Raw genomic sequence first — 24,834 nt, 5'->3', positions numbered from 1 at the left:
AGTTTTACATGCTGCTTTCTCTCGAACCCCGTGGCCAGCAATCGCGCCTGATGCTCTGGTGCTCGCCATTGCTGGCGGCGGCGCTGACGCTGGGTTGTGGCTCATGGCTGTTTATCGCGCTGGGCCACGACCCGCTGCTCACTTTGCACACCTTGTTGATCGCGCCGGTCAGCGACTGGTATGGCGTCTCGGAATTGTTGGTCAAAGCGTTGCCGATTTTGCTCTGCGCGCTGGGGCTGGCGGTGGCGTATCAGGCGCGGATCTGGAACATCGGTGCCGAAGGTCAATTGCTGCTCGGCGCGCTGGCCGGCAGTGCCTTGGCGGTGAACATCATCGACCTGCAAAGTCGCTGGGCACTGGTGCTGATCCTGCTGGTCGGCACCCTGGCCGGTGCGGCGTGGGCCGGGCTGACGGCATGGTTGCGCACACGGTTCAATGCCAACGAAATCCTCACCAGCATTATGCTCAATTACATCGCCCTGAACCTGCTGCTGTTCTGTGTCCATGGACCGTTGAAGGATCCGGCCGGGTTCAATTTCCCGGAATCGGCGATGTTCAGTGATTTCAGCCGTTTGCCGTTATTGATGGAGGATGGTCGGGTTCACGCCGGGGTGTATTTCGCCTTGCTGGCGTTGGTCGCTGTCTGGGTCTTGTTGCAGAAAAGCTTTGTCGGTTTCCAGATCAAAGTGCTGGGGCTGGACAAGCGCGCGGCGGGTTTCGTTGGGTTCCGCGAGAAGCGTTTGATCTGGCTGGCGCTGTTGATCAGCGGAGGTTTGGCTGGCCTGGCCGGCGTGTGCGAGGTGACCGGACCTATCGGCCAATTGGTGCCGCAAGTCTCGCCCGGCTACGGCTATGCGGCGATTACCGTGGCGTTTCTCGGACGACTCAACCCCATCGGCATACTGTTTTCCAGCCTGTTGATGGCGTTGTTGTACATCGGTGGTGAAAGCGCGCAGATGAGCATGAACCTGCCGCAAGCCATCACCCAATTGTTCCAGGGAATGATGCTGTTTTTCTTGCTGGCCAGCGACGTGCTGATTCTCTACCGACCTCGTTTGAATATGCGCTGGGCCCGTCGCGCACCAGCCACCGCCGTACATGCAGGAGCGCTGTGATGGATATCGATCTGCTCAGCAATATTTTCTACGCCATGGTCCGCTGCGGCACGCCGTTGTTGTTGGTGGCGCTGGGTGAATTGATCTGCGAGAAGAGCGGCGTGCTCAACCTGGGTCAGGAAGGGATGATGCTGTTTGGCGCGGTGATCGGTTTTATCGTCGCGCTGAACAGCGGCAACTTGTGGCTCGGCGTATTGCTGGCAATGCTCGCCGGGATGCTGTTGTCGTCGCTGTTTGCCTTGGTGGCGCTGGTGTTCAACGCCAATCAGGTGGCCACCGGGTTGGCGCTGACGATCTTCGGTATGGGCCTGTCGACGTTTGTCGGTGCGGCATGGGTCGGTAAACCGCTAGTCGGTTTTGAGCCGGTGGCGATTCCCTACTTGAGCGAGATCCCGCTGATCGGGCGGATGTTGTTTGCGCAGGATTTGCTGGTGTACCTGTCATTCGTGCTGTTTGCGCTGGTGGCCTGGGTGATTCTGAAAAGCCGCGTAGGGCTAATCATTCAGGCCGTCGGGGAAAACCCGGATGCGGCCAGCGCGATGGGCTTGCCGGTGTTGGGTGTGCGTACGCTGGCGGTGTTGTTTGGCGGCGCGATGGCCGGGTTGGCCGGGGCGTATCTGTCCCTGGCGTACACGCCGATGTGGGCCGAGAACATGAGCGCCGGGCGTGGCTGGATTGCCTTGGCGCTGGTGGTGTTTGCCAGTTGGCGCGTGTGGCGCTTGCTGCTGGGCGCGTATCTGTTCGGACTCGCCAGCATCCTGCATTTGGTGGCGCAGGGGTTGGGGCTGGCGATTCCGTCGAGCCTGCTGGCGATGCTGCCGTATGTCGCAACGATTGTGGTGTTGGTCCTGCTGTCGCGGGATGCCGTGCGGACTCGGTTGTATGCACCGGTGTCGTTGGGGCAACCGTGGCAGGGTGGGCATTAGCGGCTGACTGGGCGGGCCCCATCGCGAGCAAGCTCGGCTCCTACTGGTTTGGCGCTGCGCCCGTAGGAGCATGGCTTGCCAGCGATGGCTGCCGAACAGGCAACACCTGAACAACGCCCCACGCCAACTCAAAGACCAAAAAAACCACCAGCAACGAGCTGGCACCATGCAGCAAGGCATACAGCTGCCAAGCCGAAAACAGGAATCTTCCAGCCGCGTCATACCGCCCAAACACCTGCTGCGGATCGCGAATCCGCAGCACCGCCCAAACACACACAATCGAGCCCAACAGATTCGCCATCAGCATGTGCATCGGCTCAAACGCCGGTAATTCGCCGGGCAAGTCAAAGGCCTGGCTCAACCCCGCCAACACCCCGTGTAACGCCGCAAAACTCCACGGCGTGACAAACGCCGCCGTCACAATCAAGTCATACCAGGCGCTGCCCCGCACCACCCGGCGATATTGCGTTGAAGTCCACATTGGCCTTGCTCCAGACATTCGAGGAGCAACAAGGCTAAAGCCTGGAGTATGCTCCAAGGTCAAGCCCTCTTGAGACACCACTATGCGCATCGGTGAATTAGCCCAGGCCAGCGCGGTCAGCCGCGATACGCTGCGTTTCTATGAGCAGCGCGGATTGATCGCGGCGCAACGCAGCGCCAATGGTTATCGCGACTACCCGGCAGACATGGTGCAACTGGTGCTGTACATCAAGACCGCCCAGAGACTGGGCTTCACACTCGACGAAATCGGCAACAGCGTCGCCGCGTTGTGGCAGTCGCCCGACCCGGACAGCGCCGTCACGCAATTGCTGCAAGACAAACTCAAACTGATCGAAACCCGCATGGCCGAACTTGGCGCGTTGCGCAGCGAGTTGCAGCAACGGCTCGGCCAGCGTTGTCCTTTAAATCCGTGATCCTCTTTTTTCAAGGAAGCCACTCATGTCCAAGGCAAAAACCGCTCTCATCATCGGAGCCTCCCGGGGCTTGGGCCTCGGCCTGGTGAAAACACTGCTGGCCGACGGCTGGCAAGTCACCGCCACCGTGCGTAACCCGCAAAACGCCGAAGCTCTAAGGGCCTTGGGCAATGTGCGGATCGAGAAACTCGACATGGACGATCAGCCAGCGGTGATTGCCCTCAGCCAACAGCTCAAAGGTGAAGTGTTCGATCTGTTGTTCGTGAATGCCGGGGTCAAGGGCCCGGACGTTCAAACACCGGGCGGTGCGACGCTGGCCGAAGTGGGTCAGTTGTTTTTCACCAACGCTGTGGCCCCGATCAACCTGGCCCAGCATTTCATCGGGCAGATTCGCCCGGACAGCGGCGTGCTGGCGTTCATGAGTTCGGTACTCGGCAGCGTGACCATGCCGGACGCGCCGGAACTGGCGCTGTACAAAGCCAGCAAAGCGGCGCTGAACTCGATGACCAACAGCTTTGTGACGCAATTGGGCGAGCAACAACTCACCGTGCTGTCGTTACATCCGGGCTGGGTGAAAACCGACATGGGCGGTGAAGGTGCGGACATTGATGTGGACACCAGTACCCGTGGGCTGGTTGATCAGGTCAATGCGTACACCGGCAAGGGCGGGCATCACTTCGTGAATTACCGAGGTGAAACCATTCCCTGGTAAACACTACCGCCTACTGTAGGAGCAGGGCTTGCCCGCGACTGCATCACCTCGGTCTCGCTGACAGACCGAGGTGCCTGCATCGCGGGCAAGCCCGGCTTCTACAGGGATTTGTGTTGTCCTGTCGGGCCGGGCTTGCCCAGAACAGCGTTTTGTCCGAAACTCCGCACCTCGCCCCCGCGGCGATCCTGGATCAGCAGACAGGGTAATCACTGAGCTGGCAACCCTGAACCCAACTTTCAGAGGAGCCGGCCAACATGCCCGCATCCCGTACCTGGTTAAAAAATCCCCTCGCGATCTACACTGCCAATGGCCTTGATGCCCGTGGCGGTCTGGTTGTGCAAGACGGTGTCATCGTCGAAGTGCTCGGCGCTGGCCAGCAACCGTCTGCGCCCTGTGGACAAGTCTTCGATGCCCGCGAGCATGTGATCCTGCCGGGGCTGATCAACACCCATCACCATTTCTATCAAACCCTGACCCGCGCCTGGGCACCGGTGGTTAATCAGCCGTTGTTCCCGTGGCTGAAAACCCTGTACCCGGTCTGGGCCCGCCTCACCCCGGAAAAACTCGCCCTCGCCACTAAAGTCGCACTGGCTGAGTTGCTGCTGTCTGGTTGCACCACCGCCGCCGATCACCACTACCTGTTCCCCAAAGGCCTGGAAAATGCGATCGACGTGCAAGTCGAAAGCGTCCGCGAACTGGGCATGCGCGCCATGCTGACTCGCGGCTCCATGAGCCTCGGCGAAAAGGACGGCGGCCTGCCACCGCAGCAGACCGTGCAGGAAGGCGAAGTCATTCTCGACGACAGCCAGCGCTTGATCGCCGAATACCACGAACGCGGTGACGGTGCGCAAATCCAGATCGCTCTGGCGCCTTGCTCGCCATTCTCGGTGACCCCGCAAATCATGTCCGCCAGTGCTGAATTGGCAAACAAACTCGACGTGCGCCTGCACACCCACTTGGCCGAAACCCTCGACGAAGAAGACTTCTGCCTGCAACGCTTCGGCCTGCGCACCGTGGATTATCTGGATAGCGTCGGCTGGCTTGGCCCGCGTACGTGGCTGGCCCACGGCATCCACTTCAACCCCGATGAAATCGCCCGCCTCGGCGCGGCCGGCACGGGCATTTGCCATTGCCCAAGCTCGAACATGCGCCTCGCTTCCGGCATTTGCCCGACGCTGGACCTCACGGCGGCGGGCGCGTTGCTCGGGCTGGGGGTGGACGGTTCGGCGTCCAACGATGCGTCCAACATGATGCTGGAAACCCGTCAGGCGCTATACATTCAACGCTTGCGTTATGGCGCTGAGAAAATCACGCCGGAATTGGTGTTGGGTTGGGCGACCAAGGGCTCGGCGAGCTTGCTGGGCCGTACCGATATCGGCGAACTGGCGGTGGGCAAGCAGGCGGATCTGGCGTTGTTCAAACTGGATGAACTGCGCTTCTCCGGCAGCCATGATCCGGTGTCGGCGTTGCTGCTGTGCGGCGCGGATCGGGCGGATCGGGTGATGGTCGGCGGCAAGTGGCGAGTGATTGATGGGCAGGTTGAGGGGCTGGACCTCAAAGGTCTGATCGCTGATCACAGCCAGGCGGCTCGGCAGCTGATCGCCGGGACCTGATCGGACGCCGATCGCGGGCAAGCCTTGCTCCTACAGGTTTGCATGCGTCGTGAGAACGACGCTGTACCGTAGGAGCATGGCTTGCCCGCGATGCTTTCAAAGCCCCAATAACGACAACATGATAAATGTCGCGAACAGCACAAAGTGGGTCATGCCTTCGATGGCGTTGGTTTCGCCATCGTTGAGGTTGATCGCGCTGACGATCAGGGTCAGGAAGATCATCACCGTCTGCACCGGGGTCATCGCCATTTGAAACGGCTGGCCGGTGTAGAGCGCCATCGCTTCCATCACCGGCACCGTCAGGATCACCGTTGACAGTGACGCGCCCAAGGCGATGTTCACCACCGACTGCATGCGATTGGCCAATGCTGCGCGCAATGCGGTCAGAATCTCCGGCGCCGCGGAAATGGCCGCCACCAGAATGGCCGTAATCACCGGCGGTGCGCCCGTCCCTTCCAGCCCCAGATCGAGGGTTTTGGACATCACCTCGGCCAGTGCGCCGATCACCACCACGCCAAACACCAACGTGCCGATACTCAGCACCAGATTGACCGGTTCAGGTTCCTCCGCCGGGACTTTCCGGCGGCGTTTTTCCGGGTAGCTGTAGCTGAAAAAATAACTGTGCGGCCCGACCTGCATCCGCAGGAACAATGCGTAGAGCACGACCATCGCCCCGATGGTGAAGCCCGAATAAATCTTCCAGTTGGCCTCGGGAATGAACTCCGGCACCACCATCGACACACCCATGGCGGTGAGAATCATCACGCTGTAGCTGCGCGCCGAATCATCGTTGTAGGACTGCTCGCCGTGCTTGAGCCCGCCCATCAACGCGGCCAGGCCGAGGATGCCGTTGATGTCGAGCATCACCGCCGAGTAAATCGTGTCGCGCACCAGGGTGGACGAGGCTTCGTTGCTCATCATGATCGCCAGAATCACTACTTCCACCAGCACCGCCGCCAACGTCAGGATCATCGTGCCATAAGGATCGCCGACTTTTTCCGCCAGCAGTTCGGCATGACGGGCGACGCGCATGGAGGCGGCGACGATGAAGGCAATCAACACCAGACCGGCGGCCAGCGCGACCGGTTGGCCGCTGTGGAGCATCCAGTGCTCCAGGGGGTACGCGACGACGGCAGCGAGGACGGCCAGCAGCAGAAAGGTTTCTTGCTTGAGGAGTGTGAGCATTGCGGGCCTTTTTTGCGCAGTGGAGCGAAAGCAAAGTGATGAGCTACTGACTGCGGTGCGGCGCTAACGTTTCGTTACACCTTAGCGCACCAGTGGATGGCAGCTGTACACGGCCATGCACTTTTATTGGCCTCACCGGCCTCATCGCGAGCAGGCTCACTCCCACATTGGAATGCGCTCCCCTGTGGGAGCGAGCCTGCTCGCGATGGCCTCGACACGGTTTCGGAAGACTTTGTTGTCTTGTTGGTCAGCAATTTGCATTGGCCTTTCCAACCTCAAAACAAAATGGAGTTGGAATTCATGCATAAACGTCCGCTGAAGAAGCTGCTTTGCGCCGTCGCCGCCACCATCGGTCTGAGCGCCAGCCTGACCGCCAGTGCCGCCGACCCGCTGAAAGTCGGCTTCGTCTACATCGGTCCGATCGGTGACCACGGCTGGACGTATCAGCATGAACAGGGACGTAAGGCGTTGGCCGAAAAATTCGGCGACCAGATCACCACCAACTATGTGGAGAACGTCGCCGAAGGAGCCGACGCCGAGCGGGTGATCCGCAACATGGCCAAGGACAACTACGACTTGATCTTCACCACGTCGTTCGGCTACATGAACCCGACCCTGAAAGTGGCGAAGCAATTTCCCAAAGTCACCTTCGAACACGCCACTGGCTACAAACAGGACAAGAACCTCGGCACCTATCTGGCGCGCACCTATGAAGGTCGCTACGTCGGCGGCTTCCTCGCGGCGAAGATGACCAAGACCAAAAAGATTGGCTATGTCGCCTCCTTCCCGATCCCGGAAGTGATCCGCGACATCAACGCCATTCAACTGGCCCTGAACAAGTACAACCCCGGCACCGAGATCAAGGTGGTGTGGGTCAACTCGTGGTTCGATCCGGGCAAGGAAGCCGACGCCGCCAACGCGCTGATCGATCAGGGCGTGGACGTGGTGTTCCAGCACACCGATAGCCCGGCGCCGATCCAGGCGGCAGAACGTCGTGGCGTGTATGCCGTCGGCTACGCGTCGGACATGGCGCACTTCGGGCCGAAAGCGGTATTGACCTCCATCGTCAACGACTGGGGTCCACACTATATTCAAGCGACCCAAAGCGAGCTCGATCACTCATGGAAGTCGCAGGATTATTGGGGCGGGTTGAAGGAAGGTACAGTTGAACTGCCCATCAGTGATCTGGTTCCAGCGCCGGTGAAAGCCGAAGCAGAGCAGATCATTGCGGACATCAAGAGCGGCGCCTTCCACCCCTTCACCGGGCCGATCAAGGATCAGGCAGGGGTCGAGAAATTCGCGGCGGGCGCGATGGCCAGCGATGCGGACCTGGCGTCGATGAACTACTACGTTGAAGGCATGAAGGCCGATATTCCGAAGTAATTTTCCGCACCCAACACAAAACCTTGTGGGAGCGAGCCTGCTCGCGATGAGGCCGTTACATTCAACATCCATGTTGACTGATAGTCCGCTATCGCGAGCAGGCTCACTCCTACAATGAATTTTCAGCGTTCTTGAGAATTGTGCATGAACCAACTCCCGATCATCGACATCGCCCCGCTCTACAGCGATGACCAAACCGCCTGGCAATCAGTGGCCACGCAAATCGACCACGCCTGCCGCGAATGGGGTTTCTTCTACATCAAGGGCCACCCGATTTCCTCGGAACGCATCGACGCCCTGCTCGACCACGCCCAACGCTTCTTCGCCCAACCCACCGCCGAAAAGCTCAAGATCGACATCACCCAAACCCGCCACCATCGCGGCTACGGCGCCATCGCCACCGAACAACTCGACCCGAGCAAGCCCAGCGATCTGAAGGAAACCTTCGACATGGGCCTGCACCTTCCGGCCGATCATCCCGACGTGCTGGCGGAAAAACCTTTGCGCGGCCCTAACCGTCACCCGTCGCTGCCTGGCTGGGAAACGCTGATGGAACAGCACTACGCCGACATGCAGGCGCTCGCCCAAACCCTGATGCGCGCGATGACGCTGGCACTGGGTATCGAGCAAGATTTTTTCGACACCCGTTTTAACGAGCCGGTCAGCGTCCTGCGCATGATCCATTACCCACCGCGCCAGACCGCCAGTTCCGCCGAACAACAAGGCGCCGGCGCCCACACCGATTACGGCTGCATTACCCTGCTGTATCAAGACGCTGCCGGCGGCCTGCAAGTACGGAACGTGAAGGGAGAATGGATCGACGCTCCACCGATTGAAGGCACCTTCGTGGTCAACCTAGGCGACATGATGGCGCGCTGGAGCAACGACCGTTATCTGTCAACGCCGCACCGGGTGATCAGCCCGTTGGGCGTGGACCGTTATTCGATGCCGTTCTTCGCCGAGCCGCACCCCGACACACGCATCGAATGCCTGCCCGGTTGTCAGGATGAACTGCACCCGGCGAAATACCCGGCCACCACCTGCGCGCAATTCCTGCTCTCGCGCTTCGCCGATACCTACGCCTATCGACGGGAACAGGAAGCGGTGTGATGAACCGGCTGGTCAGGTTTTGCAAGTTGTTTCCACGGGCATCTGTAGAATGCTCGCCATCTGCACCTGATGAGAAAAGACTATGTACGACTGGCTGAACGCCCTGCCCAAGGCAGAATTGCATTTGCACCTCGAAGGCTCGCTGGAGCCTGAGCTGCTGTTCGCCCTGGCTGAACGCAACAAGATCGCCCTGCCGTGGAACGACGTCGAAACCCTGCGCAAAGCGTACGCCTTCAACAACCTGCAAGAATTTCTCGACCTGTATTACCAGGGCGCCGACGTGTTGCGCACCTCGCAGGATTTCTACGACCTGACCTGGGCGTACCTGCTGCGTTGCAAGGCGCAGAACGTGATTCACACTGAACCGTTCTTCGACCCGCAAACCCACACTGACCGTGGCGTACCGTTCGAAGTGGTGCTCAATGGCATCGCTGCCGCCTTGAAGGACGGCGAGCAGCAACTGGGCATTACCAGCGGTTTGATTCTGAGCTTCCTGCGTCACTTGAGCGAAGAAGAAGCACAGAAAACCCTCGATCAGGCGCTACCGTTCCGCGATGCGTTTGTGGCCGTGGGCCTGGACAGTTCGGAAATGGGACACCCGCCGAGCAAGTTCCAGCGCGTGTTTGACCGTGCCCGTCACGAAGGCTTCCTGACCGTCGCCCACGCCGGTGAAGAAGGCCCGCCCGAATATATCTGGGAAGCCCTCGACCTGCTGAAAATCCAGCGCATCGACCATGGCGTGCGCGCCATCGAAGACGAGCGTTTGATGCAGCGGATCATCGACGAACAGATCCCGCTGACCGTGTGCCCATTGTCGAACACCAAACTCTGCGTGTTCGATCACATGTCCCAACACAACATCCTCGACATGCTGGAGCGTGGTGTGAAAGTGACCGTGAACTCCGATGACCCGGCGTACTTCGGCGGTTACGTGACCGAGAACTTCCATGCGCTGTACACCGACCTGGGCATGACCCAGGATCAGGCCAAGCGCCTGGCGCAAAACAGCCTGGATGCACGGTTGGTCAAACCATAAGCCCCTGTGGGAGCGGGCTTGCCCGCGATAGCGGTTGTTCAATCAACATCGTTGTTGACTGACACGACCTCATCGCGAGCAGGCTCGCTCCCACATTGTCAATTGGATGTTGCTTCATCCTTAAAGCGCCATTTCCAGCTCGGTTTCCTTGGCGAAGCGATGGATTTCACGCTGCCCAGCAGCAGTGATCTGCAAGGCACGGGATTCGTTGGGCAGGCTCAACCAGCCCGACTGCATGAACAGTTGCAACAGTGCCGCGCCCAGTGAGCCGCCCATGTGCGGGCGTCTTTCGCTCCAGTCGGGACAGGCACAAGCCACCCGGCTGTTGCGATGCGCCAGCGCCTGGATGAACACGCCACGTGTCGCCAGTTGGGTGGACCCTTTGTGGGTAATCATGACCCGCTGATCGATCTGTTCGATCCAGCCTGCATCCAGCAACCGCTGGTAAAGGTCGGCGGCCAGGGTGCCTCCCAGATGGTCGTCGCACAGCCTGGCTCGCAGCAGTGACGAAGGCGCCGTCTGAGGTTTGGCGATGGGATTGGGGCGTTTGAAAACATCCGGGACCTCTCGGGGTGTACTGGCCAGGGTCGCACTGGCCAATGCCTCGATAGCCGCGCCGACTTCGGGGGCCGCCAGGCGGAAAAATCGCTTTCGCCCACGGATTTCAACTCTCAACAGACCTCCTGCGGACAATCGTCCCAGGTGTGCGCTGGCCGAAGAGGGTGACAGGCCGGCCAACAATGCCAACTCTTCGGTTTGCCGCGCCGTGCCGTCCATCAAGGCCCACATCATTGCGCTGCGCTTTGGGTCAGCCAGCAACGTGGCGATCTGGCTGATGCAAGGTGCATGTTCCATGTATTCACTCCCTGTTGAATCGTTTCGTCTGCTGCTCAGAGACATCTTGACCAGTAATGTGTCGTCGGCCAAGCCGCGAAAACCGCCATAAGCCGGGCAAAGCCCTCCACGCACCTATGCCAAGGCTTCGCAGCCAGGGCGAAGGTCGGATGATTAAGCGAGGGCCATGACGACTGGAACGCGGACTCGCCAACACGAGATCGACGATGCGTACATGAGGCGGGCGCTAGTATAAGCGGGTTGACCGCCGGATCCTGCCCCCGGGAAACCGTCAGTGCTGATAGTTGCTGACAGAAATTTCTCTATTTACCTGCGACTAATGATCGATGCCCGATATCGTCGGAAATTGGCTGCTTAAATGAGCGCATCGGCTGGCAAGCATTTCCCGTAACAGGTTCACAGGCTTACTCAATTGTGCGCGATGGGCGCACAGCAAATTCAGAGGTGCGCGCTCACAGAGCAGTTCTGGCATCAGCACTTTCAGCCGCCCGGCGAGCACATCGGCGGCAACATCGAGCCAGGACTTGTAAGCAATCCCTGCGCCTGCAACGGCCCACAACCGCACCACATCGGCATCGTCACTGAAACGGTCACCGCTGACGGTCAGGCCGACTTCGCGCTTGCCGTCATGGAAACTCCAGTGATCGTGGACCCGGCCGCCCAGCATGAACAATAAACAATTGTGCTGAGCCAGTTGCTCCAGCTGCCGTGGCTCGCCCTGTCTGGCGAGGTAACTCGGCGCGGCGCACAGTACCCGGCGGTTCTGCGGGGCTATGGGCAGCGCCACCAGGCTTGAGTCTTCCGGTTCGCCATAGCGCAGGGCGATGTCGACCGGTTGGCGGAACAGGTCGGCGATGCGGTCACCCAGCAATAGCCGCACGGTCAGTTTCGGATGCTCACGCTGAAACTCGTCCAGCCACGGCAGCAATAGGTTGCGGCCAAAGTCCGACGGTGCTGAAAGCTGCAGAATCCCGCTGACCTGATCCTGACCACTGGCCAGCAATCGGCGCCCCTCATCAAGGTTGCTCAGGGCCGCCCGGGCATATTCCAGAAAGCCCTCGCCTTCGGCCGTCAGGCGCAGGCTGCGGGTGGAGCGTGCCAGCAAACGCGCGCCGAGTTGCTGTTCGATGCGCTTCAAGGCCGCACTGGCCACCGCCGCCGACATGTCCATCACCCGCGCCGCCGCCGACAGGCTCCCCAGGTCCGCAGCCCGGACGAACAGCTGCAAGTCGTCGAAACGCAGCATCTTCAGCCTCGATTATCAAAATAATATTGAAAGAGACTGCTCTTTTAGCGGGTTTTATCTTGCTGCGAAATAGCCAATCATCTGCCCCATCGAATTCATCACACTCCCGGAGTCGTCCATGTCCCAGCCTTTTACCGCCATTGCCACCCTCATCGCCAAAGCCGGCCAGCAAGACGCTCTTGAACAGCACCTGCGTGCCTTGGTCGAACCGACCCGCGCCGAGGCCGGTTGCGGCCAATACGATCTGCACCAGGACCTCGCCAACCCGCAGGCCTTTTACATGATCGAGCAGTGGAGCAGCGACGAAGCCCTGCAAGCGCATGACGCCAGCGCCCACATCCAGAATTTCCGGGCCAAGGCCGGCGACTTTCTCGAACACTTCGACCTCAAGCGCCTGCGTACCGTGGCCTGATTCCTTCCTTTATTACCTTCAGGAACGCCCTAGATGAAAGCCATTGCTTACTACAACTCGTTGCCGATCAGCGACGAACACTCTCTGCAGGACATTGAACTGCCAGAACCGGTTGCCGGCCCGCGCGACCTGTTGGTGGACGTCAAAGCCATCTCGGTCAACCCGGTGGACACCAAGGTCCGCCAGAACGTCCAGCCTGAAGAAGGCACGGCCAAGGTGTTGGGTTGGGACGTGGCCGGTGTGGTCAAGGCCGTTGGCAGCGAAGTGACCTTGTTCAAGGTTGGCGACAAGGTTTTTTACGCAGGCTCCATCGCCCGGGCTGGGGGTAACAGCGAACGCCATGTGGTGGATGAGCGGATCGTTGGCCACATGCCCAAAACCCTCGGCTTCGCCGAAGCCGCCGCGCTGCCGCTGACCGCCATCACCGCTTGGGAGTTGCTGTTTGAGCGCCTGCAAGTGCGCGAAGGCAACACCGATGAAGGCCAGCGCCTGCTGATCGTCGGCGCGGCCGGTGGTGTGGGTTCGATCCTTACGCAACTGGCCAGTCAGCTCACCGGGCTCAACGTCATCGGCACCGCCTCCCGTCCGCAAACCCAGAGTTGGGTCCGTGAACTGGGCGCCGACCTGGTGATCGATCACAGCCAACCGCTGAGCGAGGAGCTCAAGCGTGGCGGTGTGGATTACGTGACCCACGTCGCCAGCCTGACCCAAACCGATCGTCATCTGGATCAATTGGTCGAGGCGCTGGCGCCGCAAGGCAAACTGGCATTGATCGATGATCCCAAGTCGCTGGACGTGACCAAGCTCAAACGCAAGAGCCTGTCACTGCACTGGGAGTTCATGTACACCCGCTCGCTGTTCGAAACCGCAGACATGATCGAGCAACACCATTTGCTCAACCGCATCGCCGGGCTGATCGACGCCGGCACACTGAAAACCACGGTCGGGGAGCACTTCGGCACCATCAACGCGGCCAACCTGCGCCGTGCACATGCGTTACTCGAAAGCGGTACAGCCAAGGGCAAGATTGTGCTGGAAGGGTTCTGAAAAACGCGACGGCGGTGTCGTCCAGACAGGGACGACACCGTCAGTCCGAGAGTTGACCTCTGTCACAATAGCGATCGTATTCGGGTCTACAATCGAATCCTCTGCGGCATATTCTTTACGTAGCATCTTTTACAAGAGGAGAGATCAGCAATGAAGATCCTGATAAAAGAAGTGGCTAAATCACAATGGCAGGTCCGTCTGGACCAGCTTGCCGTGACATTCCGCAGCGAAGCCGAAGCACTGGCCTTTACCCGAACCCTCGAAGCACGCCTGTACGCCCCCCATCAAATTCCCGGTCACCAGCAGCGCGCTGCTGGCTGAGTCCGCCCTCAGACTTGGGCTTGTGCCAACGCCCGGGCAGTTTGCAAGCGCCGGGTGAGCTTCGCCATGCTCAACACCAACACTCCGCACAAGCTGATGACCATCGCCATCGGCATGGCGCTGCCATCGTGTAAAACACCGACCAGCGAAGCGGCACCGGCCGCGACGGTGAATTGCAGGCAGCCGAGCATCGCCGATGCACTGCCGGCGCGGGCGCCCTGCCCGTTCATGGCACACGCCGACGCGTTGGGGAGGATGCAGCCGAGACTGGAGATACAAATAAACAGCGGAATCAGCAACGGCCATAGATGCTCGGGGCGCAGCGCACTGACGGCGAGCAGTGTCAGGCCGGCGACCAGGTAAACCCACACGGCACGTGCCAGCAAGAACGCCGGGCCACGCTTGGCGAGCAATCGTGCGTTGACTTGCGCCACCAGAATGAACCCCGCCGCGTTGGTGCCGAAAAGCCAGCCGAAGTGCTCGGCCGGCACACCGTAGAGTTTGATGAACACGAACGGTGAACCGGCGATGTAGGCAAACATTCCGGCGATGGCGATGCCACCCGTCAGGGCGTGGCCGAGATAGACCCGATCCGACAACAGGCGACCGTACTGCCTGAAAGCCCCCGACAGCGGCTGACGCGGCACATGCGCGGGCAGACTTTCCGGCAAACCGAGCGCCACGGCCAATGCGGCCAAGGCACTGAAACCGGTCAACGCCAGAAAAATCGACTGCCAACCCGAGGTGTTGACCAACAAGCCGCCGAGCATCGGCGCGAGAATCGGCGCCAGCCCCATGACCAGTATCAGTTGCGAATAGACCTTCGCAGAACCCACGGCATCGCATTTATCGCTGACCACTGCACGGGAAATCACCATCCCCGCGCAACCGCCTAACGCCTGGACAAAACGTGCGCCAATCAACCATTCAAGGTTCGGCGCATACGCGCAGGCCAGCGAAGCAACGGTGAATAAACCGACCCCGGTCAGCAACGGAATACGCCGCCCGAAACGATCAGCAACCGGACCGTAGAACAGTTGACCAATCGACAAACCGAGGAAATACGCCGCCAGCGTCAGTTGCACATGTTTTTCGTCTGTGCCGAAGGCGAGCGCCATCGCCGGGAAGGCCGGCAGATAGAAATCGATCGCCAGTGGACCGAAAGCGCTCAGGGCGCCAAGAATCAGAATGGTACGGAAGTTCATCAGGCATCCAGTTGGACATGAGTCGTCAGGTCGACAGTCTAGCCGTGCATGAACGCCTTGAACATTCCGATAGCTTGCTAACTAACAAAAAATTACTGAATGAATGCAGAACTGTGGGATTGAGCCTGTGTGGGAGCAAGCTCGCTCCTACAGGGGATTTCGCTGGGTCAGGCGACTTTGGCGTCGTAGCCTTCTTCGGTGATCGCGGCGATCACTTGCTCGACCGTCAACGCGCTTTCAACCCCGACTTCCTTGGCGGCCAGATCGACCCGCACACTGGCCGCCGGATCTTTGGCTTGCAGCGCCTGAGTAATGGCTTTGACGCAGTGACCGCAAGACATGCCTTGAACGTTGAACACTTGCATGGTGTGGCTCCTTTCATGAGGTTGCGAGCAGTCTCGAGCTTGCCACCGTGGCAAGGTCAAGTTCTTGAACAAATTGCCGGGCTGGCAATCGGCGTCGCGCTCGGCCAAGCTGCGGGTATCAATGACTCGAACTCCGGAGATTCAGCCATGCGCTGGTCAGCTCTCAGCCTGTTTGGCTTCCTCAGCCTCTTTGCCGCGACACCTTCGGTTCACGCCGCCGGGGAGAACTATGGCGTACTGATCATTTCCCGCGAGCGCCTGGAAGTTTCAACGTCCTGCGAGATCGGTGTGTACATCCAGGATCAACTGTCTGCACGGCTGTTCCAGGAACAAAGCACCTCGTTCAACCTGCCGCCGGGCAATGTGTCCTTGCGCCTCAAACTGCTGCCGGGCCAAGTACCGGGTTGCAACCCGGGCATGCTCGTACCGGGCGCGCAGAACATCGAGATCAAGGCCGGCGATGTGTTGAAGTACCGGATTGCGATGTCGCAGGAAGGGATGTACCTCAAGCCCGCCGTCCTCGACTACTGACGCAAGTCCTGTAGGAGTGAGCCTGCTCGCGATGGCGGTGTGTCAGCTAAGCAGATATTGACTGACACTCCGCTATCGCGAGCAGGCTCACTCCTACAGTTTTAGATTGGTGCTTGACCTTGCCCGTATGGCAAGGTTGATCCTGTAGGCATCTACTACAGGGAGTGCGACCGATGTTCGAATCCACCACGTTCGATCTGCCGATTGCCGGCATGACCTGCGCCAGCTGCGCCGGGCGTGTCGAGCGAGCCTTGAGCAAAGTCATCGGCGCCACTGCCGTCAGCGTCAACCTGGCCACCGAACAGGCCCGCGTCCAGGCGCCCAGCGACAGCTTGAACGCGTTGATGGACGCTGTTGAGCAGGCCGGTTACAGCGTGCCCCGGCACAATCTGGAACTGAGCATCGACGGCATGACCTGCGCTTCGTGCGTCGGCCGGGTCGAGCGTGCATTGACCAAGGTGCCGGGGGTCAAGAGCGTCAGCGTCAACCTGGCCAACGAACGCGTCCACCTCGAACTGCTCGGCCACATCGATCCGCAAAGCTTGATCGCTGCCGTGACCAAAGCGGGTTACTCCGCCAGCGTCTGGGAAGTCGAACACCCGCTAACCGACACTCAACAAAAGCGCCTGCACCGTGAGCGTTGGGCGTTGATCATGGCCCTCTTCCTCGCCTTGCCGCTGGTGCTGCCGATGCTGCTGCAACCGTTCGGTGTGCACTGGATGCTTCCCGCCTGGGCCCAATTTGCGTTGGCAACGCCGGTGCAATTCATCTTCGGTGCGCGCTTTTATGTCGCCGCCTGGAAAGCCGTGCGCGCCGGGGCCGGGAACATGGATTTGCTGGTCGCCCTGGGCACCAGCGCCGGTTACGGCCTGAGCGTTTACGAATGGGCCACAGCCGCCGGGCGCATGCCGCATCTGTATTTCGAAGCCTCGGCGGTGGTGATTGCGTTGGTGCTGCTGGGCAAGTACCTGGAAAGCCGCGCCAAACGCCAGACCGCCAGCGCCATTCGCGCCCTCGAAGCCTTGCGCCCGGAGCGAGCAATTCAGGTGATCGATGGCCGCGAACAGGACGTCGCCATCAGCGCTTTGCGTCTCAATGATCTGGTCATGGTCAAACCCGGAGAACGCTTCCCGGTGGACGGCGAAGTGGTCGAAGGCCAAAGCCACGCCGACGAAGCGCTGATCAGCGGTGAAAGCCTGCCGGTGCCCAAGCAACCGGGGGACAAGGTCACCGGGGGCGCGATAAACGGTGAAGGCCGATTGCTGGTTCGCACCCAGGCCTTGGGCGCGGAAACCGTGTTGGCACGAATCATTCGTCTGGTCGAGGACGCCCAGGCCGCCAAAGCACCGATCCAGAAACTGGTAGATAAAGTCAGCCAGGTCTTTGTCCCCACTGTCCTGTTGATCGCGCTGGTGACGTTCATCGGTTGGTGGCTGTACGGCGCGCCGATTGAAACAGCCCTGATCAATGCCGTCGCGGTGTTGGTGATTGCTTGCCCGTGCGCCTTGGGGCTGGCGACTCCGACAGCCATCATGGCTGGGACTGGCGTGGCGGCACGCTACGGGATTCTGATCAAAGACGCCGAAGCGCTGGAGCGCGCCCATGAAGTCAGTGCAGTGGTGTTCGACAAGACCGGCACGCTGACGTCGGGTACACCGCGCATTGCTCATTTGACGGCCATTAACGGTGACGAAGCCGCCCTGCTGCAAATCGCCGGCGCGCTGCAACGGGGTAGCGAACATCCGCTGGCCAAGGCGGTGCTGGACGCTTGCACCGAACGTGGATTGACCGTGGCCGATGTCAGCGACAGTCAATCGCTGACGGGGCGAGGCATTGCCGGTACGCTGGACGGTCGTCGATTGGCGTTGGGCAATCGCCGTCTATTGGAAGAAAGTGGTTTAAATGCGGGTTCGTTGGTCGACTCGGCAACAGCCTGGGAAACAGAGGGCCGAACCCTGTCCTGGCTGATCGAGCAAAGCCCGGAATCGAAAGTGCTCGGCCTCTTTGCCTTTGGCGACACCCTCAAGCCCGGCGCCCTGCAAGCCGTGCAACAGCTCAGCGCGCAGAACATCAGCAGCCATCTGCTGACCGGTGACAACCGTGGCAGTGCCAAAGTCGTCGCCGAGGCGCTAGGCATCACCGATGTGCATGCCGAAGTGCTGCCCGCCGACAAAGCCGCCACCGTTGTCGACCTGAAAAGGACCGGCGTGGTGGCGATGGTCGGCGACGGCATCAACGACGCCCCGGCCCTGGCCGCTGCAGACATCGGCATCGCCATGGGCGGCGGCACCGATGTGGCGATGCACGCGGCCGGGATCACCCTGATGCGCGGCGATCCACGGTTGGTACCGGCGGCGCTGGAGATCAGCCGCAAGACCTACGCGAAGATCCGGCAAAACCTGTTCTGGGCCTTCGTCTATAACCTGATCGGCATTGCGCTGGCGGCGTTCGGTTTCCTCAACCCGGTGCTGGCCGGTGCAGCCATGGCGTTGTCGAGCGTCAGCGTGGTGAGCAATGCGTTACTGTTAAAAACCTGGAAGCCCAAGGACCTGGAGAATAACCGATGAACATCGGCCAAGCAGCCCGCCAAAGCGGCCTGAGCGCGAAAATGATCCGTTACTACGAGTCCATCGGCTTGCTCAAGGCCGCCCATCGCACCGACAGCGGCTACCGCGTTTATGGCGACGATGACCTGCATACACTGGCCTTCATCAAGCGTTCCCGGGACCTGGGGTTTTCACTGGAAGAGGTCGGCAAACTTCTGACCCTCTGGCAGGACCGCCAACGCGCCAGTGCCGATGTGAAGGCCCTGGCCCGTCAGCACATCGACGAACTGAACCAGAAGATCCGCGAGCTTGGCCAGCTGCGCGACACCCTGCAAGACCTGGTCGAGCACTGCCAGGGCGACCATCGCCCCGACTGCCCGATCCTCAAGAACCTGGCGTCGGGCTGCTGCGCCGAACCTGTTCACACCTGATCGCCAAGCCTTTTCCACCCTGTAGGCGATTTGAACTTGATGGCCCTATCGCGAGCAGGCTCTCCCACAGTGAATCTTCGGTGCTTGGGGGATTGGGGACAAAAAACCCGGCCGAAGCCGGGTTTTTGTTTAGCACATCACTGCATCCAGGGCGGAGGCGGTTCTTCGGCTTTGCTCGGTGGCGCGTCGTCAGCAGCGCGGATGGCTTGCTTACGCTCTTCGTCCAACCGCGCAGCCTCGATTTCGCGAATGACCCCGCCGACGTCAGCCAACTCTTCCGGCTCGTCGAATTCCCCGGTCAAGACACTGGCCGGGTGCAAGGTGCCGGCTTCGTACAACGCCCACATTTCCTTGGCGTACTTGGTCTTTTTCAACTCCGGCGCAAATCGCCCGAAGTAGGACGCCATGTTGCCAACGTCGCGCTCCAGCATGTTGAACGCGTGGTTGTTACCCGCCGCATCCACCGCCTGAGGCAAGTCGATGATGACCGGGCCGTCCGGGGTCAACAGCACATTGAACTCGGACAGGTCACCGTGCACCAGACCGGTACACAACATCAGCACGATCTGCGAAATCAGGAACGCGTGATACTCGCGCGCCTGGTCCGGCTCCAGCACCACGTCGTTCAGACGCGGCGCGGCATCGCCGTATTCATCGGCCACCAGTTCCATGAGCAATACGCCTTCGAGGAAGTCATACGGCTTGGGCACCCGAACACCGGCACCGGCCAGGCGGAACAAAGCCGCCACTTCGGCGTTCTGCCAGGCGTCTTCTGTTTCTTTCTTGCCGAACTTGGAGCCTTTGGCCATCGCACGAGCCTGTCGGCTGTTGCGCACCTTGCGGCCTTCCTGATATTCGGCCGCCTGACGGAAACTGCGTTTATTCGCCTCCTTGTAGACCTTCGCGCAACGTAACTCGTTGCCGCAGCGCACCACATAAACAGCTGCTTCTTTACCACTCATGAGTGGGCGCAGCACCTCGTCAACCAGACCGTCCTCGATCAGGGGTTCAATGCGTTTTGGAGTCTTCATCAGCTTTTATTGTGGGTCCTTTATTACCAAACACGCGAAAGTCATTCGTTATACGGCAATCCAGTCGTTCGGGGGAGGGGTTGCCGACCTATGAACGTCGTGAAGCACGCAATGTGCCGGATTAATCACTCATACGCCGCCGGTCGTCAATGACCGCCCGAGATCATAGCTGAGGCAACGACACCCGTAGACGAAAGGTTCTGAGGGCATTTACGACAAAAACTGAAATCTTTATTCATACCTTTCAGTAGGATTTTTCCAATCCAGGCTCAATTTCCCCCTCCTGCGGCCGAAGTCCTCAAAGACAAAGGTAATTGTCCGACAAACTTTCCTACAGAAAACGACGGCGCACTCACGGACCCGAGATGAAAAACAACGTTTTCGGCTGCCAATATTCCGCGAGTCATCAGCACTGCGTGGGCCTACAAGAAAATCTGGAGCGTGGATGAACATCAAACAGAAGTTGACCTGGGCGTTTGCAATCATCGCCAGCTTGCCCGTGGTGCTGGTCGCCACCCTCGTTGTGCTGAATTTGCGCAGTGATGCCAAGGAGAGTTTCGTCGACGGCAGCGGCCGCGAAATTCGTCAGGTCAGCAACGCCATGCAACTGTTTTTCGACGGCATCAGCCAGAACGTCGACTACCTGGCCAATCAGCCCCTGATCAAGAACTCCGACGACAGCCTCAAGACCTACATGAGCGCCAACGCCGAGAGCATTGCGCAAGGCGAGATGGACAAAAAAGTCTTCAGCCTCCTCCAGGACCTGGGCAAGAGTCACCCCTCCTACGCTTATGCCATTCTCGGCACCGCTGCCGGCGGTTATGTGTCCTGGCCGGACGATGCGAAGCTGAACAATTACGACCCACGCCAGCGTCCTTGGTACAAAGCGGCCCAGGCCAAACCGGGCAAGCCGTTCCGCACCGAGGCCTATTACTGGGCACAGGACGACGCGACCTACGTCAGTACCGTGCGCACCATCGACAACCAATTGGGCAGCAATGGCGGCGTGGTCAGCATCGACGTGACGCTCAAGGGGCTCACCGAAATCGTCAAACAGATCAAGCTCGGTGAAACCGGCTACCTGATGCTGCTGGAAAATACCGGCATGGTCCTGGTAGACCCGAAACAACCGGAGCACAACTTCAAGCCACTGAGCAGCCTCGGCGAGGGTTACGCGCAATTGGCCAAGGCTGGCAAAGGCCTGGTGGAAGTCGAGCTGAACGGCGAAATCTACATGGCCAACGTCTGGCCGTCGGAGCAACTGGGCTGGACCTTTATCGGCCTGATCAAGCAAAACGACGTGATGAGCTCGGCCACCCAACTGACCTGGCTGATCGCACTCATCGCGGCCGTGCTGGCCGTGTTCTTCGCCATCCTCGGCGCCAGCTTCGCCAGCGTCATCGTGCGCCCGATCCGCAGCGTGGCCAGCGGTCTGGAAGGTATCGCTCAAGGCGAAGGCGACCTGACCAGGAACCTGGAAATCCGCGGCAGCGACGAAACCGCGCAATTGGCCAGTTGGTTCAACCAGTTCTTGACGGCGATTCGCAACCTGATTCAAAGCATCGGAGGCGCTGCGACCAACATCCTCGCCACCTCCAAGAGCTCGACCCAGGTCTCCAGCGACATGGCCGAAGCCGCCGGACGCCAGCGCGAAGCGGTGGACATGGTGTCCACGGCGTTCCACGAAATGGTCGCCACCGCCAACGAAGTCGCGCGCTCTTGCAGCCAGGCAGCGGACTCTGCAGACAACGGCCAGCGTCAGGCTCGTGAAGGTCAACAGCAGATTGATGCAGCGGTGAGCAGCGTTGATCGCTTGAGCCAGGAGATCGAACAGTCGGCGCAGTCGATGCAACAGCTGGAACGCGACAGCAACGATATTCAGTCGATCCTGGGGACCATTCGCTCGATCGCCGAGCAGACCAACCTGCTGGCGCTGAACGCGGCCATCGAAGCGGCACGTGCCGGCGAGCAAGGTCGCGGGTTTGCGGTCGTGGCCGACGAAGTGCGGGCGCTGGCCAAACGCACGGCTGACTCCACGGCGGAGATCGACGGTCTGCTCGGCAACCTTGCCAAGCGCACCAGCCAAGTGACTCAACAGATGCATGCGAGCCTGGAAGTGTCGCAGCAGTCGGTGAGCCGCATCGGCGAAGCACGCAACAGCTTTGGGCTTATTCGCGAGTCGGTGGACGTGATCCGCGACATGAACACGCAGATCGCGACAGCGGCCGAAGAACAGCATTCCGTGGCCGAAGACATCAACCGACACATCAGCCAGATCCATGGAGATGCGCAACTGGTCGCGGAACTGGCCAACTCGGCGCGCCTGGATTCGCAAAGCCTGGCCGGACTTTCGAGCGAACTGGACGGGTTGGTTCGACGCTTTAGAACCTGATCGTTCAGAAACACCGCACATCCACTGTGGGAGCGAGCCTGCTCGCGATGAGGCCATGTCAGTCAACATCGATGTTGAATGTCAGTCAGCTATCGTCGGAACGCCGCCCGGAGCCGGCTCGCTCCCACAAGGGTCAGGTGGGGTTATTGCTTGAAGAGTTCGCCGGGGGTAAACCCGAACAGGCTTTTGAACGCCGCAATAAACGCCGACGTCGAGTCATAGCCACACGCCAGCGCGGCATTGGTCACGCTGGCGCCCTCCTCCAGCAAACTCAACGAAGACAACAACCGCATCCGCTGTCGCCAACCGCGAAAGCTCAACCCGGTCTCGCGCTGAAACAGGCGCATCAGGGTTTTTTCCGAGGTGCCCAAGTGTTCCGCCCAGGCCTGCAACGTCACGTTTTGCTCAGGCCTTTCAATCAGCTCGTTGCACAATCCCAGCAGCCGTTCATGCCGTGGCAACGGCAGGGAAAACCCCACCTCGGGCAAGTTCGCCAACTGATCCAGCAACACACTCACCAACCGCGCTTCCTGGCTGTCGCCTTGTGGATACTCCACTGGCAGCAAGCAAAAACTCTTGATCAGCTCCCGCGCCAGCGGAGTGACCTCCAGCACCCGGCAGCGCCCGTCCGCCCACTCACAATCTTCACGGCGCACATACAGGCTGCGCATTTCGGCGCGCATCGAGGTCAAGACCTGATGCTCCAGGTCCGCCGGAATCCAGATGCCCCACTGCGGCGGCGCAAAGAAACTGCCCTCGGCAGTGTGCACGCCGAGGACGCCGCTGATGGCGTAGGAAAACTGCACCCAATCGTGGCGGTGTGGTGGCGTCCAGGATCCGGCGTTGAGGCTTTCTACTCGCGCGAATAGCGGACGCGGTAACGTCGACAGCGTCGGAATCGTTCGTTCGAGGGAGATTTGTCCGTTAGTCGGCATTAACTAGCCTTGTGTCGCAAGAGGGCTGATGGGGCCGACGTTAGGCCAAGTCATGGATCCTTACAAATCTATTTGATGCCGAGAATCCCTGTAGGAGTGAGCCTGCTCGCGATGGCGGTGTGTCGGTCAACATTAATGTGTCTGATACACCGCCATCGCGAGCAGGCTCACTCCCACAGGGTTCCGGTTTCGGCCAATGCTGGCTTCAGCGCTCGATTATTGCGGTGACGCCTTGACCGCCCGCCGCGCAGATCGAGATCAAGCCTCGGCCCTTGCCCGCCGCATCCAGCAACTTCGCCAGGTTGGCGACAATCCGCCCACCGGTTGCCGCAAACGGATGCCCGGCCGCCAGTGAACTGCCTTTGACGTTGAGGCGGCTGCGGTCAATGGAGCCCAACGGCGCATCAAGCCCGAGGCGGGTTTTGCAATAGTCAGGATCTTCCCAGGCCCTCAACGTGCAGAGCACCTGCGCGGCGAAGGCTTCGTGGATTTCGTAGTAGTCGAAGTCCTGCAAGGTCAGGCCATTGCGCGCCAGCAATCGCGGCACCGCGTACACCGGCGCCATCAACAGGCCTTCGGCACCATTGACGAAATCCACCGCTGCCGCTTCGCCGTCACGCAGGTACGCGAGGATCGGCAAGCCACGCTCCTTGGCCCATTCCTCACTGCCCAGCAACACCAGCGACGCACCGTCGGTGAGTGGCGTGGAGTTGCCCGCCGTCATCGTGCCCTTGGCGCTTTTCTCGAAGGCCGGTTTCAGCTTGGCGAGTTGTTCCAGGGTCAGGTCCGGGCGCAGATTGTTGTCGCGGGTCAGGCCGAGGAAGGGCGTCATCAGGTCGTTGTGCCAGCCTTCGGCGTAGGACGCGGTTAGATGGCGATGGCTTTCGAGCGCCAGTTGGTCTTGTTCTTCGCGGGGAATGTGCCAGGTCTGCGCCATCAGCTCGCAATGTTCGCCCATGGACAAACCGGTGCGGGGTTCGCCGTTGCGCGGAAATTCCGGGATCAGGTGCCGTGGCCGCAATTGCAGGAACGTCTTCAGTTTGTCGCCGGTGGTCTTGGCACGATTGGCTTGCAGCAAGATCCGGCGCAGGCCTTCACTGACACTGATCGGCGCATCCGAGGTGGTATCTACGCCACCGGCAATGCCGCAATCGATCTGCCCCAGGGCAATCTTGTTCGCCACCAGCAACGCCGCTTCCAGCCCGGTGCCGCAAGCCTGCTGGATGTCATAGGCCGGCGTTTCGGGCGACAGCCGCGACCCGAGCACGCACTCGCGCGTCAGGTTCATGTCCCGCGACAGTTTGAGCACCGCCCCCGCGACCACTTCGCCCATGCGCAGGCCGTGCAGGTTGTAGCGTTCAATCAAGCCTTCGAGCGCTGCGGTGAGCATCGCCTGGTTACTGGCGGTGGCATACGCCCCGTTGGAACGGGCGAAAGGAATACGGTTACCGCCGATAATCGCGACGCGGCGCAGCTGAGTCATGAAAAGCTCCTTTGAAATATTCAACTTGAAACCCGATCCC

At 60.2% G+C, this 24,834-nt stretch carries 24 protein-coding genes and 1 pseudogene; 16 read left to right on the top strand and 9 right to left on the bottom strand.

The window, feature by feature from the left end; translation table 11 throughout:
• Window positions 1-8 precede the first annotated feature (8 nt).
• Together ACA048_RS03480 and ACA048_RS03475 are read left to right on the top strand one after the other, a co-directional pair.
• The gene (locus ACA048_RS03480; RefSeq protein ID WP_497627950.1) at window positions 9-1,115 is read left to right on the top strand and encodes an ABC transporter permease; all 1,107 of its coding nucleotides are present in this window, start codon (window positions 9-11) and stop codon (window positions 1,113-1,115) included.
• Entirely contained in the window at window positions 1,115-2,041 is a 927-nt protein-coding gene (locus tag ACA048_RS03475; RefSeq protein ID WP_497627949.1) for an ABC transporter permease, read from the top strand. The genes ACA048_RS03480 and ACA048_RS03475 overlap by 1 nt, the downstream gene beginning before the upstream one ends.
• A 40-nt stretch (window positions 2,042-2,081) precedes the next feature.
• On the opposite strand, the gene ACA048_RS03470 is transcribed toward ACA048_RS03475, so the two are convergent.
• Entirely contained in the window at window positions 2,082-2,522 is a 441-nt protein-coding gene (locus ACA048_RS03470; protein WP_497627948.1) for a hypothetical protein, read from the bottom strand.
• Window positions 2,523-2,604: 82 nt separating this feature from the next.
• Between ACA048_RS03470 and ACA048_RS03465 the strand changes: the two genes are divergently transcribed.
• The 3 genes from ACA048_RS03465 to ACA048_RS03455 all read left to right on the top strand — a co-directional run bounded on the left by ACA048_RS03465 (window position 2,605) and on the right by ACA048_RS03455 (window position 5,280).
• Window positions 2,605-2,955, top strand: a complete 351-nt coding sequence (locus ACA048_RS03465) for a MerR family transcriptional regulator (protein WP_497627947.1) — start codon at window positions 2,605-2,607, stop codon at window positions 2,953-2,955.
• A gap of 25 nt (window positions 2,956-2,980) precedes the next feature.
• Window positions 2,981-3,667 carry an SDR family oxidoreductase gene (locus tag ACA048_RS03460; RefSeq protein WP_497627946.1) on the top strand — a complete coding sequence of 229 codons (687 nt, stop codon included), beginning with the start codon at window positions 2,981-2,983 and terminating at the stop codon, window positions 3,665-3,667.
• A 254-nt stretch (window positions 3,668-3,921) separates the two neighbouring features.
• Window positions 3,922-5,280: an 8-oxoguanine deaminase gene (locus ACA048_RS03455; protein ID WP_497627945.1), complete on the top strand. Its 1,359-nt coding sequence runs from the start codon at window positions 3,922-3,924 to the stop codon at window positions 5,278-5,280.
• Window positions 5,281-5,376: 96 nt separating this feature from the next.
• Here the strand turns inward: ACA048_RS03455 and ACA048_RS03450 are convergent, their stop codons facing one another.
• Window positions 5,377-6,465 carry a calcium:cation antiporter gene (locus ACA048_RS03450; protein ID WP_497627944.1) on the bottom strand — a complete coding sequence of 363 codons (1,089 nt, stop codon included), beginning with the start codon at window positions 6,463-6,465 and terminating at the stop codon, window positions 5,377-5,379.
• Window positions 6,466-6,765: 300 nt separating this feature from the next.
• Here ACA048_RS03450 and ACA048_RS03445 point away from each other — a divergent pair, with 300 nt between their 5' ends.
• The 3 genes from ACA048_RS03445 to ACA048_RS03435 all read left to right on the top strand — a co-directional run bounded on the left by ACA048_RS03445 (window position 6,766) and on the right by ACA048_RS03435 (window position 9,994).
• The gene (locus tag ACA048_RS03445) at window positions 6,766-7,848 is read left to right on the top strand and encodes a BMP family ABC transporter substrate-binding protein (protein WP_497627943.1); all 1,083 of its coding nucleotides are present in this window, start codon (window positions 6,766-6,768) and stop codon (window positions 7,846-7,848) included.
• A gap of 144 nt (window positions 7,849-7,992) precedes the next feature.
• Window positions 7,993-8,958 (top strand): 2-oxoglutarate and iron-dependent oxygenase domain-containing protein, encoded by a 966-nt coding sequence (locus ACA048_RS03440; protein ID WP_497627942.1) that lies wholly within the window; start codon window positions 7,993-7,995, stop codon window positions 8,956-8,958.
• Window positions 8,959-9,040: 82 nt separating this feature from the next.
• Window positions 9,041-9,994 (top strand): adenosine deaminase, encoded by a 954-nt coding sequence (locus ACA048_RS03435; RefSeq protein WP_497627941.1) that lies wholly within the window; start codon window positions 9,041-9,043, stop codon window positions 9,992-9,994.
• 120 nt (window positions 9,995-10,114) lie between these two features.
• Here the strand turns inward: ACA048_RS03435 and ACA048_RS03430 are convergent, their stop codons facing one another.
• Window positions 10,115-10,849 carry an ArsR/SmtB family transcription factor gene (locus tag ACA048_RS03430; protein WP_223520954.1) on the bottom strand — a complete coding sequence of 245 codons (735 nt, stop codon included), beginning with the start codon at window positions 10,847-10,849 and terminating at the stop codon, window positions 10,115-10,117.
• A gap of 316 nt (window positions 10,850-11,165) precedes the next feature.
• Window positions 11,166-12,095 carry a transcription regulator VimR gene (vimR, locus tag ACA048_RS03425; RefSeq protein ID WP_477791067.1) on the bottom strand — a complete coding sequence of 310 codons (930 nt, stop codon included), beginning with the start codon at window positions 12,093-12,095 and terminating at the stop codon, window positions 11,166-11,168.
• A 118-nt stretch (window positions 12,096-12,213) separates the two neighbouring features.
• Between vimR and ACA048_RS03420 the strand changes: the two genes are divergently transcribed.
• The 3 genes from ACA048_RS03420 (at window position 12,214) to ACA048_RS03410 (ending at window position 13,875) form a co-directional block, all read left to right on the top strand.
• Window positions 12,214-12,507 carry a putative quinol monooxygenase gene (locus ACA048_RS03420; RefSeq protein WP_452624815.1) on the top strand — a complete coding sequence of 98 codons (294 nt, stop codon included), beginning with the start codon at window positions 12,214-12,216 and terminating at the stop codon, window positions 12,505-12,507.
• A gap of 33 nt (window positions 12,508-12,540) precedes the next feature.
• Window positions 12,541-13,554, top strand: a complete 1,014-nt coding sequence (locus tag ACA048_RS03415; protein WP_497627940.1) for a zinc-binding alcohol dehydrogenase family protein — start codon at window positions 12,541-12,543, stop codon at window positions 13,552-13,554.
• A gap of 150 nt (window positions 13,555-13,704) precedes the next feature.
• Window positions 13,705-13,875, top strand: coding sequence for a hypothetical protein (locus ACA048_RS03410; protein ID WP_007947681.1), 171 nt, complete (start codon window positions 13,705-13,707; stop codon window positions 13,873-13,875).
• An 8-nt stretch (window positions 13,876-13,883) separates the two neighbouring features.
• Here the strand turns inward: ACA048_RS03410 and ACA048_RS03405 are convergent, their stop codons facing one another.
• Complete coding sequence (locus ACA048_RS03405) at window positions 13,884-15,080, bottom strand: multidrug effflux MFS transporter (RefSeq protein WP_497627939.1); 1,197 nt, start codon at window positions 15,078-15,080, stop codon at window positions 13,884-13,886.
• 167 nt (window positions 15,081-15,247) lie between these two features.
• On the bottom strand, window positions 15,248-15,445 hold the full coding sequence (locus ACA048_RS03400) for a cation transporter (RefSeq protein ID WP_027921856.1): 198 nt from the start codon (window positions 15,443-15,445) through the stop codon (window positions 15,248-15,250).
• A 147-nt stretch (window positions 15,446-15,592) separates the two neighbouring features.
• On the opposite strand from ACA048_RS03400, the gene ACA048_RS03395 reads away from it, so the two are divergent.
• From ACA048_RS03395 to cueR, 3 genes are all read left to right on the top strand, one after another.
• Complete coding sequence (locus ACA048_RS03395) at window positions 15,593-15,976, top strand: hypothetical protein (protein WP_497627938.1); 384 nt, start codon at window positions 15,593-15,595, stop codon at window positions 15,974-15,976.
• A gap of 173 nt (window positions 15,977-16,149) precedes the next feature.
• Window positions 16,150-18,543 carry a heavy metal translocating P-type ATPase gene (locus ACA048_RS03390; RefSeq protein ID WP_497627937.1) on the top strand — a complete coding sequence of 798 codons (2,394 nt, stop codon included), beginning with the start codon at window positions 16,150-16,152 and terminating at the stop codon, window positions 18,541-18,543.
• Entirely contained in the window at window positions 18,540-18,953 is a 414-nt protein-coding gene (cueR, locus tag ACA048_RS03385; protein ID WP_497627936.1) for a Cu(I)-responsive transcriptional regulator, read from the top strand. The genes ACA048_RS03390 and cueR overlap by 4 nt, the downstream gene beginning before the upstream one ends.
• A gap of 137 nt (window positions 18,954-19,090) precedes the next feature.
• On the opposite strand, the gene ACA048_RS03380 is transcribed toward cueR, so the two are convergent.
• Window positions 19,091-19,984, bottom strand: a complete 894-nt coding sequence (locus ACA048_RS03380; protein WP_494375001.1) for a PA4780 family RIO1-like protein kinase — start codon at window positions 19,982-19,984, stop codon at window positions 19,091-19,093.
• A gap of 445 nt (window positions 19,985-20,429) precedes the next feature.
• Between ACA048_RS03380 and ACA048_RS03375 the strand changes: the two are divergent.
• A pseudogene (locus ACA048_RS03375) lies at window positions 20,430-21,518 on the top strand (cache domain-containing protein); the annotation flags it as partial.
• A 90-nt stretch (window positions 21,519-21,608) separates the two neighbouring features.
• Window positions 21,609-22,376: a methyl-accepting chemotaxis protein gene (locus ACA048_RS03370; RefSeq protein ID WP_411741843.1), complete on the top strand. Its 768-nt coding sequence runs from the start codon at window positions 21,609-21,611 to the stop codon at window positions 22,374-22,376.
• 143 nt (window positions 22,377-22,519) lie between these two features.
• Here the strand turns inward: ACA048_RS03370 and ACA048_RS03365 are convergent, their stop codons facing one another.
• Together ACA048_RS03365 and ACA048_RS03360 are read right to left on the bottom strand one after the other, a co-directional pair.
• Window positions 22,520-23,311: an AraC family transcriptional regulator gene (locus tag ACA048_RS03365; protein WP_497627935.1), complete on the bottom strand. Its 792-nt coding sequence runs from the start codon at window positions 23,309-23,311 to the stop codon at window positions 22,520-22,522.
• Between the two features lie 205 nt (window positions 23,312-23,516).
• Window positions 23,517-24,794 carry an acetyl-CoA C-acetyltransferase gene (locus ACA048_RS03360; protein WP_497627934.1) on the bottom strand — a complete coding sequence of 426 codons (1,278 nt, stop codon included), beginning with the start codon at window positions 24,792-24,794 and terminating at the stop codon, window positions 23,517-23,519.
• Window positions 24,795-24,834: the final 40 nt, after the last annotated feature.

This window comes from Pseudomonas sp. LBUM1659, from assembly GCF_059716045.1.
This window is presented reverse-complemented; position numbering and strand designations above follow the sequence as displayed.

What these genes read in the sequence shown, in the direction of transcription:
- ACA048_RS03445 (WP_497627943.1), top strand. Translation starts at nt 6,766, where the DNA reads ATGCATAAACGTCCGCTGAAGAAGCTGCTTTGCGCCGTCGCCGCCACC.
- ACA048_RS03420 (WP_452624815.1), top strand. Translation starts at nt 12,214, where the DNA reads ATGTCCCAGCCTTTTACCGCCATTGCCACCCTCATCGCCAAAGCCGGC.
- ACA048_RS03415 (WP_497627940.1), top strand. Translation starts at nt 12,541, where the DNA reads ATGAAAGCCATTGCTTACTACAACTCGTTGCCGATCAGCGACGAACAC.
- ACA048_RS03450 (WP_497627944.1), bottom strand. Translation starts at nt 6,465, where the DNA reads ATGCTCACACTCCTCAAGCAAGAAACCTTTCTGCTGCTGGCCGTCCTC.
- ACA048_RS03410 (WP_007947681.1), top strand. Translation starts at nt 13,705, where the DNA reads ATGAAGATCCTGATAAAAGAAGTGGCTAAATCACAATGGCAGGTCCGT.
- ACA048_RS03400 (WP_027921856.1), bottom strand. Translation starts at nt 15,445, where the DNA reads ATGCAAGTGTTCAACGTTCAAGGCATGTCTTGCGGTCACTGCGTCAAA.
- ACA048_RS03380 (WP_494375001.1), bottom strand. Translation starts at nt 19,984, where the DNA reads ATGAAGACTCCAAAACGCATTGAACCCCTGATCGAGGACGGTCTGGTT.
- ACA048_RS03390 (WP_497627937.1), top strand. Translation starts at nt 16,150, where the DNA reads ATGTTCGAATCCACCACGTTCGATCTGCCGATTGCCGGCATGACCTGC.
- ACA048_RS03435 (WP_497627941.1), top strand. Translation starts at nt 9,041, where the DNA reads ATGTACGACTGGCTGAACGCCCTGCCCAAGGCAGAATTGCATTTGCAC.
- ACA048_RS03460 (WP_497627946.1), top strand. Translation starts at nt 2,981, where the DNA reads ATGTCCAAGGCAAAAACCGCTCTCATCATCGGAGCCTCCCGGGGCTTG.
- ACA048_RS03365 (WP_497627935.1), bottom strand. Translation starts at nt 23,311, where the DNA reads ATGCCGACTAACGGACAAATCTCCCTCGAACGAACGATTCCGACGCTG.
- ACA048_RS03440 (WP_497627942.1), top strand. Translation starts at nt 7,993, where the DNA reads ATGAACCAACTCCCGATCATCGACATCGCCCCGCTCTACAGCGATGAC.
- ACA048_RS03465 (WP_497627947.1), top strand. Translation starts at nt 2,605, where the DNA reads ATGCGCATCGGTGAATTAGCCCAGGCCAGCGCGGTCAGCCGCGATACG.
- ACA048_RS03360 (WP_497627934.1), bottom strand. Translation starts at nt 24,794, where the DNA reads ATGACTCAGCTGCGCCGCGTCGCGATTATCGGCGGTAACCGTATTCCT.
- cueR (WP_497627936.1), top strand. Translation starts at nt 18,540, where the DNA reads ATGAACATCGGCCAAGCAGCCCGCCAAAGCGGCCTGAGCGCGAAAATG.
- ACA048_RS03455 (WP_497627945.1), top strand. Translation starts at nt 3,922, where the DNA reads ATGCCCGCATCCCGTACCTGGTTAAAAAATCCCCTCGCGATCTACACT.
- ACA048_RS03480 (WP_497627950.1), top strand. Translation starts at nt 9, where the DNA reads ATGCTGCTTTCTCTCGAACCCCGTGGCCAGCAATCGCGCCTGATGCTC.
- ACA048_RS03475 (WP_497627949.1), top strand. Translation starts at nt 1,115, where the DNA reads ATGGATATCGATCTGCTCAGCAATATTTTCTACGCCATGGTCCGCTGC.
- ACA048_RS03430 (WP_223520954.1), bottom strand. Translation starts at nt 10,849, where the DNA reads ATGGAACATGCACCTTGCATCAGCCAGATCGCCACGTTGCTGGCTGAC.
- ACA048_RS03370 (WP_411741843.1), top strand. Translation starts at nt 21,609, where the DNA reads ATGGCCGAAGCCGCCGGACGCCAGCGCGAAGCGGTGGACATGGTGTCC.
- ACA048_RS03405 (WP_497627939.1), bottom strand. Translation starts at nt 15,080, where the DNA reads ATGAACTTCCGTACCATTCTGATTCTTGGCGCCCTGAGCGCTTTCGGT.
- vimR (WP_477791067.1), bottom strand. Translation starts at nt 12,095, where the DNA reads ATGCTGCGTTTCGACGACTTGCAGCTGTTCGTCCGGGCTGCGGACCTG.
- ACA048_RS03395 (WP_497627938.1), top strand. Translation starts at nt 15,593, where the DNA reads ATGCGCTGGTCAGCTCTCAGCCTGTTTGGCTTCCTCAGCCTCTTTGCC.
- ACA048_RS03470 (WP_497627948.1), bottom strand. Translation starts at nt 2,522, where the DNA reads ATGTGGACTTCAACGCAATATCGCCGGGTGGTGCGGGGCAGCGCCTGG.